This window comes from Polynucleobacter sp. MWH-UH2A (assembly GCF_018687195.1).
In the GTDB taxonomy this organism is placed as follows: Bacteria; Pseudomonadota; Gammaproteobacteria; order Burkholderiales; family Burkholderiaceae; genus Polynucleobacter.
In genome coordinates this window covers 1,045,404-1,058,066 of record NZ_CP061321.1, presented here as the reverse complement: position 1 = coordinate 1,058,066, position 12,663 = coordinate 1,045,404, and the positions used below count along the sequence as shown (strand labels likewise).

11 protein-coding genes are annotated in these 12,663 nt (G+C 46.0%); 9 read left to right on the top strand and 2 right to left on the bottom strand.

The window, feature by feature from the left end; genetic code table 11:
* The first annotated feature begins 11 nt into the window (after positions 1-11).
* The 8 genes from scpA to IC571_RS05495 are packed head-to-tail and all read left to right on the top strand — an operon-like array spanning position 12 to position 9,159.
* Positions 12-2,225: a methylmalonyl-CoA mutase gene (gene scpA, locus IC571_RS05530; protein WP_371742880.1), complete on the top strand. Its 2,214-nt coding sequence runs from the start codon at positions 12-14 to the stop codon at positions 2,223-2,225.
* Between the two features lie 24 nt (positions 2,226-2,249).
* Positions 2,250-3,275, top strand: coding sequence for a methylmalonyl Co-A mutase-associated GTPase MeaB (meaB, locus tag IC571_RS05525; RefSeq protein ID WP_215315320.1), 1,026 nt, complete (start codon positions 2,250-2,252; stop codon positions 3,273-3,275).
* 10 nt (positions 3,276-3,285) lie between these two features.
* On the top strand, positions 3,286-4,818 hold the full coding sequence (locus tag IC571_RS05520; protein WP_215315318.1) for an acyl-CoA carboxylase subunit beta: 1,533 nt from the start codon (positions 3,286-3,288) through the stop codon (positions 4,816-4,818).
* Positions 4,819-4,844: 26 nt separating this feature from the next.
* Positions 4,845-6,869 (top strand): acetyl-CoA carboxylase biotin carboxylase subunit, encoded by a 2,025-nt coding sequence (gene accC, locus IC571_RS05515; protein WP_215317826.1) that lies wholly within the window; start codon positions 4,845-4,847, stop codon positions 6,867-6,869.
* Between the two features lie 12 nt (positions 6,870-6,881).
* On the top strand, positions 6,882-7,349 hold the full coding sequence (locus IC571_RS05510; RefSeq protein ID WP_215315316.1) for a VOC family protein: 468 nt from the start codon (positions 6,882-6,884) through the stop codon (positions 7,347-7,349).
* A gap of 33 nt (positions 7,350-7,382) precedes the next feature.
* A complete protein-coding gene (gene tsaB / locus IC571_RS05505; RefSeq protein WP_251373234.1) occupies positions 7,383-8,111 on the top strand; it encodes a tRNA (adenosine(37)-N6)-threonylcarbamoyltransferase complex dimerization subunit type 1 TsaB in 729 nt (242 codons plus the stop codon).
* A gap of 2 nt (positions 8,112-8,113) precedes the next feature.
* Positions 8,114-8,641 carry a ribosomal protein S18-alanine N-acetyltransferase gene (gene rimI / locus IC571_RS05500; RefSeq protein WP_215315314.1) on the top strand — a complete coding sequence of 176 codons (528 nt, stop codon included), beginning with the start codon at positions 8,114-8,116 and terminating at the stop codon, positions 8,639-8,641.
* Positions 8,638-9,159 (top strand): DNA polymerase III subunit psi, encoded by a 522-nt coding sequence (locus IC571_RS05495; RefSeq protein WP_215315312.1) that lies wholly within the window; start codon positions 8,638-8,640, stop codon positions 9,157-9,159. The genes rimI and IC571_RS05495 overlap by 4 nt, the downstream gene beginning before the upstream one ends.
* Before the next feature lie 44 nt (positions 9,160-9,203).
* Here the strand turns inward: IC571_RS05495 and lplT are convergent, their stop codons facing one another.
* A complete protein-coding gene (gene lplT, locus IC571_RS05490; protein WP_215315310.1) occupies positions 9,204-10,523 on the bottom strand; it encodes a lysophospholipid transporter LplT in 1,320 nt (439 codons plus the stop codon).
* A gap of 74 nt (positions 10,524-10,597) precedes the next feature.
* On the opposite strand from lplT, the gene alr reads away from it, so the two are divergent.
* Positions 10,598-11,698, top strand: coding sequence for an alanine racemase (gene alr, locus IC571_RS05485; protein WP_215317824.1), 1,101 nt, complete (start codon positions 10,598-10,600; stop codon positions 11,696-11,698).
* Positions 11,699-11,806: 108 nt separating this feature from the next.
* Here the strand turns inward: alr and IC571_RS05480 are convergent, their stop codons facing one another.
* The gene (locus IC571_RS05480) at positions 11,807-12,652 is read right to left on the bottom strand and encodes an outer membrane protein assembly factor BamD (RefSeq protein ID WP_215317823.1); all 846 of its coding nucleotides are present in this window, start codon (positions 12,650-12,652) and stop codon (positions 11,807-11,809) included.
* Positions 12,653-12,663: the final 11 nt, after the last annotated feature.

Below are 12,663 nucleotides of genomic sequence, written 5' to 3'. Positions count from 1 at the left end.
TCTTATATGCAATGCAACAAAAAACTAGGGAGTGTTTTGTGAGTTCAGAAAAGAAAAATCCATCTAACAAAGAATGGCCATCATTTCCGGATGTCAATTTAGATTCGTGGAATAAAGCAGCGCAAAAGTCTGCGCCCAATGGAGATGTTGATCAGCTTGGCTGGAAAACTCCTGACGGAATTCATCTCAAAGCACTTTACACATCTTCTGACGCTAAAGATCTTAACTACACAGATACTTTACCGGGATTTGAACCATTTATACGTGGCCCTCAGGCAACAATGTATTCAGTCCGTCCTTGGACGATTCGCCAGTATGCCGGTTTCTCAACTGCAGAAGAATCAAATGCTTTTTATCGCAAAGCCTTAGAGGCTGGTGGTCAAGGTGTTTCTGTTGCATTTGACTTGGCTACACACCGTGGCTATGACTCTGATCATCCTCGCGTAACTGGTGACGTTGGTAAAGCTGGTGTAGCCATTGATTCTGTGGAAGATATGAAGATCTTGTTTGATGGCATACCGTTAGATAAGGTATCCGTATCAATGACGATGAACGGCGCGGTATTGCCTGTATTGGCAGGATACATTGTTGCTGGCGAGGAACAAGGGGTTAAACAAGAGCAACTGTCTGGGACGATTCAGAATGACATTCTGAAAGAGTTCATGGTGCGTAACACCTATATTTACCCACCTGAGCCTTCGATGCGAATCATCGGTGACATTATTGAATACACCGCAAAGAACATGCCAAAGTTCAACTCGATTTCCATTTCGGGTTATCACATGCAAGAGGCGGGCGCTAATCAAGTATTGGAATTGGCGTTTACTTTGGCTGACGGTAAAGAGTATGTAAAAACAGCATTGGCAAAAGGTCTGGATGTAGACGGTTTTGCTGGACGTCTTTCATTCTTCTTTGCTATTGGCATGAACTTCTATCTTGAAGTGGCTAAGTTGCGCGCGGCACGATTACTGTGGTGGCGCATTATGAAGTCCTTTGAACCAAAAAATCCAAAATCATTGATGTTGCGTACGCACTGTCAAACATCGGGCTGGTCTTTGACTGAGCAAGATCCGTATAACAATGTGGTGAGAACAACTGTTGAGGCGATGGCTGCCGTATTTGGTGGCACGCAGTCTTTGCATACCAATTCTTTGGATGAGGCGATTGCCTTGCCATCGGAGTTCTCAAGCCGTATCGCCCGTAATACACAGCTTATCCTACAAGAAGAGACTCACATCACTAGCGTAATCGACCCTTGGGCTGGTTCATACATGATGGAAAGTTTGACCCAGGAAATGGCAGACAAAGCATGGGAGATTATTCAAGAGGTTGATGCAATGGGCGGCATGACCAAGGCTGTTGAAAGTGGTTGGGCAAAGCTCAAAATTGAAGCAGCTGCTGCTGAGAAGCAAGCAAAAATCGATTCTGGTTCTGATGTGATTGTTGGCGTGAATAAATACAAGCTAGCGAAAGAGGATCTAGTTGACGTATTAATGATTGATAACGACAAGGTTCGCGATGGACAGGTAGCGCGTCTAAAGAATATCAAGGCAAAGCGTGATAGTAAAAAGGTAGAAGCTGCATTGCTGGCCTTAACTAAAGCCGCCGAGGAGGGCACAGGCAATTTATTGGAACTTTCTGTGAATGCAATTCGATTGCGTGCGACAGTTGGTGAAGTGTCTGATGCTTTGGAAAAAGTTTACGGGCGCCATCGCGCCGATACTCAAAAGGTGACCGGAGTGTATGCAGCTGCTTATGACTCAGCAGAGGGCTGGGCAAAATTACAAACAGAAATCGCTGATTTCGCAAAAGAGTTTGGCCGCCGTCCGCGCGTGATGATTGCCAAGCTTGGTCAAGACGGCCATGATCGCGGGGCAAAGGTTGTGGCAACTGCTTATGCCGATCTTGGATTTGACGTGGATATTGGACCTCTATTCCAAACTCCTGAAGAGTGCGCGCGACAAGCAATTGAAAACGACGTGCATGCATTGGGTGTATCTACACTCGCAGCTGGCCACAAGACCTTAGTGCCAGCAATCATTGCTGAGTTAAAAAAGCAAGGATCTGACGACATTATCGTATTCGTGGGTGGCGTTATCCCAAGACAGGACTATGAGTTCCTGTACGAAGCGGGAGTTAAAGGTATTTATGGTCCCGGCACACCGATTCCAGCTTCAGCAAAAGACGTGCTTGAGCAAATTCGTAAATCAGTTAAACCTGCTTAATACGATCTAGGCGGGATAGACAAAATGCTCGAAGCAGTTGATCAGGCTTTAGTGAATGAACTCACTGGCGCTCCTTCGCTTAAACAGCGTCGAGCGCTAGCGAAAGTCATCACTCTGCTTGAGTCGACTCGTCTGGATCATCGCAAGCGTGCCGATGAAGTGCTTAATGCCTTGTTGCCAAAAACGGGGAAGTCTTTTCGTTTGGGTATTTCTGGGGTTCCGGGGGTTGGCAAATCAACCCTGATTGAATCACTTGGGCTGTATTTGATTGAAAAAGGTCATCGGGTTGCGGTACTAGCAATTGATCCTTCATCTAGCTTATCTGGCGGCTCAATCCTTGGCGACAAAACTCGCATGGAGCGCCTCTCGGTATTGGAGAATGCTTTTATACGGCCCAGCCCATCGTCCTTAACCTTAGGTGGTGTTGCTGAGAAAACCCGTGAGGCAATGTTAGTGGCTGAGGCTGCAGGCTTTGATGTTGTCATCGTTGAGACAGTGGGTGTTGGCCAAAGTGAAATAGCGGTAGCGGGTATGACGGATATGTTCTTGTTACTTCAGTTGCCTAATGCTGGTGATGATTTACAGGCGATCAAAAAAGGCGTCATGGAAATCGCAGACTTAATCGTGATTAATAAAGTCGATATTGATCCCGATGCCGCAATGCGTGCACAGCTCTTTATTACCAGTTCATTGCGCTTATTGGGCTTTCAAGGAAATCCAGACCATGCTTCCCACGATGCTGATTTTTGGCATCCAACTGTAATGACTTTGAGTGCCCTTGAGGGTAGAGGTGTGCCGGAATTGTGGGGGAAGATTTCTCATTTTGAAAGGCTACAGAAGGCAAACGGCAAGTTCGACTCGCGCCGTAAGAATCAAGCTGGTGCATGGATGTGGGACCGTATTGATGCTGGTCTGAAGAACGCATTTCGTAGTAATGAAGCGGTACAAGCGCTTCTACCAAATTTAGTTGCAGAAGTTAATCAAGGAACCATGGCGCCTTCAGTAGCAGCAAGACGCTTGTTGGAGTCCATGGGTCATGAATTTTTCTAAGGAGTAGGTAATGAAGGAAATCATTCAACAACTAGAGGCAAAGCGCGAGCTGGCACGCCTTGGTGGTGGGCAAAAGCGTATTCAGGCTCAGCACTCAAAGGGTAAGTTGACAGCCCGTGAGCGTATTGAGCTCTTGCTTGATGCGGGCACATTTGAAGAGTGGGATATGTTTGTTGAACACCGTTGCCACGACTTTGGCATGGGTGACCAAACTGTTCCTGGTGATGGCGTAGTCACTGGTTATGGAATGATTAACGGACGCCTGGTATTTGTGTTCTCACAGGATTTCACAGTCTTAGGTGGTTCTTTGTCTGAAGCGCATGCTGAAAAGATTTGCAAGATCATGGATCAGGCCATGAAAGTAGGGGCACCAGTGATTGGTTTGAATGACTCTGGCGGCGCTCGTATTCAGGAGGGTGTAGCCTCTCTGGGCGGCTATGCAGAAATTTTCCAGCGTAACGTCACTGCTTCTGGTGTGATTCCGCAGATTTCCTTGATCATGGGGCCATCTGCCGGTGGCGCCGTGTACTCACCGGCACTGACCGACTTCATCTTTATGGTGAAAGACAGTTCATATATGTTCGTAACAGGTCCTGAAGTGGTGAAAACAGTGACACATGAAGATGTCACTGCTGAAGAGTTGGGTGGTGCTGTGACGCATTCAACCGTATCGGGCGTGTGTGATTTGGCTTTTGACAATGATGTCGATGCCATCATGATGTTGCGCCGCTTTTTTAACTATCTACCTTTATCTAACCGTGAGAAACCGCCACTGATTAAAGGCGCGAACCGTACTGAAGAGCCAGATTTCTCCTTAGATACGTTAGTTCCTTCTAACCCTAATCAACCTTATGACATGAAGGAGTTGATTGAGAAGATTGTGGATGATGGTGAGTTTTTTGAGCTCCAGCCAGATTACGCAAAGAATATCGTAATCGGGTTTGCTCGCATGGAAGGTCGCTCAATCGGTATCGTGGCGAACCAACCCTTAGTGCTTGCAGGTTGCCTGGATATTAAGGCATCCATCAAAGCTGCACGTTTTGTACGTTTCTGCGATGCTTTCAATATTCCAGTCGTGACATTGGTTGACGTTCCTGGATTCATGCCTGGTACAGCCCAAGAGTACGGCGGCATCATTAAACATGGCGCGAAGTTGCTTTATGCGTATGCGGACTGCACAGTGCCGAAAGTCACCTTGATTACTCGTAAGGCTTATGGCGGCGCATATGACGTAATGGCTTCCAAGCACTTACGTGGTGATGTCAACTTTGCTTGGCCTTCTGCTGAGATTGCAGTAATGGGACCAAAGGGCGCAGTGGAAATTATTTTCCGGGAAGAGAAATCAGACCCCGAAAAGATTGCCGCGCGCGAAGCGGAATACAAATCGAAGTTTGCAAATCCTTTTGTCGCAGGTCGGCGTGGATATATTGATGACGTCATTCTTCCGCATGAGACCCGTAAACGTATCGCCCGCTCTTTGGCAATGCTAAAAGATAAAGACTTGAAAAATCCTGCGCGTAAACACGGCAATATTCCTCTGTAAAGGCGCTGATAAAAATGACTACGAAAATGTTTAAGAAAATTTTGATTGCTAACCGCGGTGAAATTGCTTGCCGTGTGATGAAAACCGCCAAAAAGATGGGTATCAAAACGGTTGCCGTGTATTCAGAGGCGGATAAAGAAGCTCGACACGTACAGCTCGCCGATGAAGCAGTTTGTATTGGGCCTGCTCCATCAAGAGAGTCCTATCTGGTGATAGATCGAATCATTCAGGCTTGTAAAGATACAGGCGCAGAAGCAGTTCATCCTGGTTATGGCTTCTTGTCTGAGAATGAGCAATTTGCAAAGCGCTGCGAACAAGAGGGTATTACCTTTATTGGTCCTAAGCATCAGTCTATTGCAGCCATGGGTGACAAAATCGCTTCTAAGAAATTAGCACAAGAGGCTAAAGTCAATACAATCCCCGGTTACAACGATGCAATTGATACCACTGAAGAGGCTGTCAAGATTGCTCAAGGCATTGGCTATCCAGTCATGATTAAAGCATCTGCAGGTGGCGGCGGTAAAGGCCTGCGTGTTGCATTTAATGATAAAGAAGCAGCCGAAGGTTTTGCGGCCTGTAAGACTGAGGCAATGAATAGTTTCGGTGACGACCGGATCTTTATTGAAAAATTTGTCGAAGGCCCAAGACATATTGAGATTCAGGTGTTGGGTGATTCACATGGCAATGTAGTGTATTTGAATGAGCGTGATTGCTCTATTCAGCGTCGCCATCAAAAGGTCATTGAAGAAGCGCCATCCCCATTTATTGATCCTGCGACACGTAAGGCTATGGGTGAGCAAGCTGTTGCACTCGCAAAAGCTGTTAACTATCAGTCTGCTGGAACGGTGGAATTTGTAGTTGGTAAAGACAAGTCTTTCTACTTCCTTGAAATGAATACTCGCTTGCAGGTAGAGCATCCAGTTACCGAAAGTATCACTGGGCTGGATTTGGTGGAGCAAATGATTCGTGTTGCTGCTGGCGAAAAATTGGCATTCAAACAGGAAGATGTGAAATTAGACGGTTGGTCAATGGAGTGCCGTATTAACGCGGATGACCCATTCCGTAATTTCTTGCCTTCAACAGGACGCCTTGTGAAATATCGTCCACCAGAGTCTGTGAATGGCGTTCGCGTGGATACTGGCGTATACGAAGGTGGCGAGATTCCGATGTACTACGACTCCATGATTGCGAAGTTGATTGTGCATGGTAAAGATCGTAGTGAGGCCATTGAGAAAATGCGCTCTGCACTGAATGATTTTGTGATTCGCGGCATTCATTCCAATATTCCTTTCCAGGCGGCCTTGTTGCAACATCCGCGATTTGTGAATGGCGATTTCACTACAGGTTTTGTTGCTGAAGAATACCCAGAGGGCTTTAAGAAGGATTCGGTACAACCTGCTGACCCTAAGCGATTAGCCGCATTGGCTGCATTTATGCGCTATCGTTACCTTGAGCACATCAAGATGATCGATGGACAGTTGGCGGGTCATGAGATGGTGATTGCTAAGAAATTTGTCGTTGTAACGGGCAAAAAAACGGGCTCAATGACTGATCCGTACGAGGTTCCAATTCGTGTTGAGCTAAAAGACGGTGTCTATTCTGTTTATATCGATGAAAAAGACGGTGTTAGCCGTTATGACATCGTGAGTGATTGGAGGCCCGGTCAAATTTGTCTTAATGCGACCATTAATGGCACCCAAAAAATCACTGCTCAAGTGGAGCGCAAGGGTGTAAAGTTTTATTTAGTTCTTGATGGCGCGCATTATGAGTGCATGGTTCTCAGTCCTTTGGGTGCTGAATTGCAACGTCGTATGCCAGTGAAACTTCCACCAGACACTTCTAAACTAATCATGTCACCAATGCCTGGTTTGCTTACGAAGATAGCTGTGAAGGTGGGCGAATCTGTGACAGCAGGTCAAAAGCTAGCTTCTATTGAGGCAATGAAGATGGAGAATACGATTTCTGCTGTTCAGGATGGTGTTGTCGCTGAGATTTGCGCCAAAGAAGGCGACAGTTTGGCGGTTGATCAATTGATTATTCGTTTTGAATAAGAGGCAAATCAAATGACAGCAAAGCCTTTTAAGATTCTCGGGATTCAACAAATTGCTATTGGTGGCGAAAATAAGGATCGCCTAAAGAAACTTTGGGTTGATTTGTTTGGTTTTGAGTACAAAAGCACTTTTGTTTCTGAGCGTGAGAATGTGGATGAAGATATTTGTGCTATTGGCAGTGGCGTACATGAGATCGAGGTTGACCTCATGCAGCCGCTAGATATCAATAAAAAACCAGCTGTACATCAAACTCCACTAAATCATATTGGCCTATGGGTTGATGATCTGCCAAAGGCGGTTGAGTGGTTATCCGCGAATGGCTTGCGTTTTGCGCCTGGTGGTATTCGCAAAGGCGCCGGTGGTCACGACATCACCTTCGTCCATCCCAAGGGAAATGACGAGTTTCCGATGAGTGGTGAAGGGGTGTTAATTGAACTGGTTCAAGCACCTCCAGAGGTGATTGTAGGTTTGCGTTCATAATTTGGGTTTTGGCCAACGCAAAAAGAGTTTGATTTGACGCGCATATTGGCCATCGACACCTCTTCAGCTTGGTGTTCGGTGGCTTTATCTTTAGGTGATTCAGAGCCTACATTTCGACACCAGCCGGTTGCCGCTGGTGCCAGTCAATTGCTATTGCCTTGGATTGAAGAGTTACTTCTAGAGTCTAAGCTTGCCATTGCAGATTTAGATGCGGTTGCTGTTGGTGTTGGCCCTGGCGCATTCACCGGCGTGCGCTTGGGGGTTGCTGCTGTTCAAGGATTGGCAGTAGCTGCAAACTTGCCAGTGATTCCTGTTGCAAGCCTAGATTCAATTGCAATGCAGTTGATAGCCAATCCAAACTTTCAAAAAGTACACCCAAGTCAATTTGTCATTGCCATAGATGCACGTATGGATGAAATTTACTGGGCAAAATATGAATATAAGTCTCCAGGAATAGCCCCCAAGAGATTGGGTGATATTCATCTGAGTAGTCCCGAGTCAATTGATCTTAATGGTGCAGAGTATTTAGCTGGTAGTGCAATACCTGCTTTCGGCAATCGCTTATTTAAGCATCGTGAGTTACCTAAGGATCGTCTGGATGGGGATATCAATGTATCTGCCTTGGGCGTATTAAATTGCGCCATACCAAAGTTTGCGAGTGGCAAACATATTTCCGTTCATGAATTAGAGCCGCTTTATGTTCGCAATAAGGTAGCTCTTACTACTGAAGAGCGTGAGCAGGCGTTTAAGAAAAGCGAATAACAATGACAAGCCCAAAAGACGTGGCTGAGCTTTCTTTTATGCCAATGCAGCTAACTGATTTAGATGCTGTATTAGCGATTGAGGCCGTTTCTCACTTACATCCTTGGACCAGGGGAAATTTCTCTGACTCATTGGCCGCCGCGCATTGGGCATATTGCATTAGACCAAGCCTTAGTAAAGATGAAGAAGTTCCGGGTACCTTTCTGGATTCTCAGGCCCTATGGGCCTACTGCATTCTGTATCCTGCGGTAGATGAGCTTCATCTTCTGAATATTACTGTCTCACCCGAATTAAGAAAGCTAGGGTTGGGCGCTCGCATGATGGAGGCAATTGAAGGGGTTGCGGCTCAACAAAAAATGCCTCGAATTATTTTAGAAGTGCGACCTACTAATGAGCCGGCATTGTCTTTATATCAAAAACTAGGCTTTGAGCAGATCGGTCTTCGTAAAGGCTACTACCCAGCCAGTCAAGAGACAGGTATTCGTGAAGATGCAATTGTGATGGCAAAATCCATTAAGCTAGAGCCATGAGCCATACACACGCAAGCTATCTAAAGGAAATGGGAATCACAGAGTGGGTGTCCCGTGATACCACTGCGTCTTCTGTGCTTGCACCAGAAGCTTCACCTGAAGCCTCAGTGCCACAAGACAGCGAGCCTTCCCCTCGTTCACATTGGTGGTTTTTTGGATCTAAGCCGCAGGGTGATGCTCAGCTTTTGTTTCAGAATGTGATCAAGGTTTTGGGTTTGTCATCTCATGAATGGTCATGGAGACTTCCGGCCGATGATTTATCTCAGTTGAAATTACCAGAGGATGGTTTGCCTGTTATTGCGGTTGCCTTTGGAGGTCCGGCTGCGCAAAAGATCACGGGTGAACGAGATCTTTTGCCTCAATTGCGTGAAACCATACTGGCCTTAAATACCGGTAACGATGATGAGATTCCGGTAGTGGCATCGCAAGACCTGGCGCAAGTCGTTAATAAGCCGCAAGAGAAGGCCTCGCTTTGGCAAGACTTGTTATTAGCTAAATCTGTTTTGCAAAATAGTTAATTGCGCCAATAGCTACTAAGTGGTACTTAATAAGTACTGAATAATTAGTGTTTATGCTCACCGATGAGATGCATGGAATCATATTCCGCTTGGTTGCGAGCGTGACGCTTGATTACAAGCCACATGATCCCACTGACAGCAAGCCCAAAGCCAACTATGACACCTTGAACAGGTGCATCTAGCCAAATTAGCAAGGAGTAGATTGCCAACATTGCTAGAACGGAAATATTCTCATTGAAGTTTTGTACTGCAATAGAGTGGCCCGCCGACATCAATACATGTCCGCGATGCTGCAACAGAGCGTTCATGGGCACCACAAAGTAACCAGCAAGCCAGCCAACCAAAATGAGCAATCCATATGCAGGCAATAAGTTCAATGTAACTTGCAATTTTCCGATTGTCACGAGTGGTGTATTAGGTAGTAGATCCGAGTTGTAGATAGCCATTACACAAACTACTAAGCCCATGGCGATGCCGTATGGCAATACATTGAGAGAGTTTCGTAGTGGAACGCGCCAAGCGGCCCATACAGCTCCTCCAGCCACTCCTACCGCTGAAATGGCTTGCAATATTGCACCCTGAGAAAGATTCATATGCAAGGCAACCTGCGCCCATTTAATAACAATGAATTGCAAAGTCGCGCCAGCACCCCAAAACAAGGTGGTCACCGCTAGCGAGATTTGTCCAAGACGATCGTTCCAAAGTGTTTTAAAACATATGGAAAAATCTTTAATCAGTGCAATGGGATTTGTCTTTTGAGAGACGTAGCGTGCCCCTGTATCCGGAATCTTGAGGTTAATCAGGGCTGCAACGACATAAATCATCATGATGATGAGAATTGCAGATTCCGCTGGAGTATCGATGCCGGTATCAAAACTTGGCATATCTAATGCAAGTAAGCTTTGTGAAACAGTGCTGCTAATTAATACACCACCTAGTACTGTACCCAAAATAATAGAGCCAACAGTGAGACCTTCAATCCAGCCATTTGCGGCTACTAATTTTTCTGCAGGGAGGAGTTCAGTCAGAATTCCGTATTTAGCAGGAGAGTATGCCGCAGCACCTAAGCCAACAATCGCATAGGACAGTAATGGGTGCCCACCAAAAAGCATCGCAACGCAACCAATGAATTTAATAGTATTGGTAATGAACATAACATTGCCTTTTGGGCGGGAATCCGCAAAGGCGCCAACAAATGCGGCGAGCACTACGTAGGACAATACGAAGAATAATTTGAGCAAAGGAGTCATCCAGGCCGGAGCGCTAAGCTGGGCCAGAAGAGCAATTGCTGCAATGAGCAGGGCGTTATCAGCTAGCGACGAAAAAAATTGCGCCGCCATAATGATGTAAAAACTACGGTTCATTCGTACAATCTAGTCATTAATACAATTAAAACATGAAAGGAGGGGTGGATATGGGTGCTTCAGCTAATGGCTTGATTAATAGACCAATTTTGGCATCTATTGATACCCAGGCCTTTGCGCACAATTTGAGCCGTGTCCGCGAGCTTGCTCCTGAGTCGAAAATTTGGGCAGTCATAAAGGCGCGTTCCTACGGCCATTCGTTTGAGGCCGCCCTCAAGGGGCTTGGCTCTACTGACGGTTTTGCGCTTCTAGACATCCAAGATGCTGTCTGGCTTAGAGAGCATGGTTGGCAGGGTCGTATTTTGCTCCTGGAAGGACTTTTTCATGAAAATGAATTGGATCTAGCCCAAGAGTTGCATTGTGACTTGGTAGTGCATTGTGATGCTCAGGTGGACTGGTTAGAGCGGTACGCCGATAAAGTCCATAAGACTATTAGTGTTTTTTTGAAGATGAACACCGGCATGAATCGCCTGGGATTCAAACCAGAAAATTACAGAACGATTTTCCATCGATTGCATGTAGCCGGTTATCACATGCATCACATGACACATTTTGCTAATGCCGATCAAATTAATCAGGCGCCTACCGTAGGAAGTCAGCTTGAAATATTTAGCCAAGCTACCGACGGTCTTGCAGGTTCTACTTCATTAGCAAACTCAGCTGCTATCTTGTGGCACCGTAATGCACTCGGTGACTGGGTTCGCCCCGGAATCATGCTCTATGGCGCTTCACCAACCGGCCTATATTCAGATATTGAGCATGCTCACCTGAAGCCAGTCATGCAGCTTCGTAGCGAAATCATTGATATACAAGATCTCCACAAGGGAGATCGAATTGGTTATGGCGGTCGTTTTATTGCTCCCGAGGATATGCGCATAGGCATTATTGCCTGCGGCTATGCTGACGGTTACCCGCGTCACGCAAAAGATGGTACACCTGTATGGGTGGGTAATTCAATTGACTCTAATGGCGGTGTTATATGTCCGCTTGTTGGACGTGTATCGATGGATATGCTGACAGTTGATTTGCGAAATGCGTCTGATGCCAAAATTGGTAGCGTAGTCGAGTTATGGGGAAGCAAGGTACCAGTAGATGAAGTGGCGAGGATGAGTGACACTATTGGCTACGAATTACTTTGCGCTGTGGCACCTAGAGTTCCAGTATCAATTAAATAGCTTATTAAATAAATGAAAGCATCCAATTTACTGATTGGCATGCAGCAATAAAAAATCCTCTATAAAAGAGGATTTTTTATTAACTCAGCAAAGATAAATTGCTTGGATTTATTTATTCCAGATCTGCCACCAACGACGTTCTTTCTGAACTCGTTGCCCAGTTTCCATCATTTGGCTGTCTGGGAAGTTCAGTTTAAAGACCCGTAATGTGTCATTACTTAACTGGGTTAGACCTAGCTTTTCATAAGACTTCGTTAGGATGTACAGGGCCTCCTCAACCGCGGGGGCTCGGTCATAATCTTTAATCACTAGCTGAGCTCTATTGGCCGCCGCTAGATAAGCGCCACGCTGGTAGTAGAAGCGAGCCACGATGACATCCGCTTCAGCCAACGAGTTCACGATGTAACGCATGCGATCTAAGGAGTCGGGGGCGTATTTACTGTTAGGGAAACGCTCAACTACGGTTTTGAATGATTCAAATGCTTCTTTGGCCGCTTTAGGATCGCGTTCGCTTAAATCTTGACCAGTAAACTTTCCAAGCCAACCCAAGTCATCATTAAAGGTAATTAAGCCTTTGAGGTAATAGGCGTAATCTAAGGTTGGACTGCCTTGATGTAATTTAATAAAGCGATCAATTGCAACTAAGGCCTGGGTTTGCTCTTGAGCTTTCCAGTAGCAGTAGGCTGCATTAATTTGCGCTTGTTGTGAATAAGGGCCAAAGGGGAAGCGTGCTTCAAGTTTGTCAAAGTATTTTCCGCACTTAGCAAAATCGCCATCGTTAAGCTTATCGGTTGCCTCTGAATACAACTTAGACTCTGACCAGATATCGGTGTCATCTTTTTGGCCATCGCTGCCAGCACAACCGCCTAGGAGGAGTGCGCTGCAGATAAGCATGGCTAGTAGCCCAAAAGATCCAGTAAGCCTTAAACTGGCGTCTGATATTGCTCCGGACATAACTGAAAGGC

Bases quoted from the DNA above. Each gene is read 5' to 3' on its own strand.
- IC571_RS05495 (WP_215315312.1), top strand. From the start codon at position 8,638: ATGAGCCATACACACGCAAGCTATCTAAAGGAAATGGGAATCACAGAG.
- IC571_RS05480 (WP_215317823.1), bottom strand. From the start codon at position 12,652: ATGTCCGGAGCAATATCAGACGCCAGTTTAAGGCTTACTGGATCTTTT.
- scpA (WP_371742880.1), top strand. From the start codon at position 12: ATGCAACAAAAAACTAGGGAGTGTTTTGTGAGTTCAGAAAAGAAAAAT.
- rimI (WP_215315314.1), top strand. From the start codon at position 8,114: ATGACAAGCCCAAAAGACGTGGCTGAGCTTTCTTTTATGCCAATGCAG.
- lplT (WP_215315310.1), bottom strand. From the start codon at position 10,523: ATGAACCGTAGTTTTTACATCATTATGGCGGCGCAATTTTTTTCGTCG.
- accC (WP_215317826.1), top strand. From the start codon at position 4,845: ATGTTTAAGAAAATTTTGATTGCTAACCGCGGTGAAATTGCTTGCCGT.
- IC571_RS05520 (WP_215315318.1), top strand. From the start codon at position 3,286: ATGAAGGAAATCATTCAACAACTAGAGGCAAAGCGCGAGCTGGCACGC.
- IC571_RS05510 (WP_215315316.1), top strand. From the start codon at position 6,882: ATGACAGCAAAGCCTTTTAAGATTCTCGGGATTCAACAAATTGCTATT.
- meaB (WP_215315320.1), top strand. From the start codon at position 2,250: ATGCTCGAAGCAGTTGATCAGGCTTTAGTGAATGAACTCACTGGCGCT.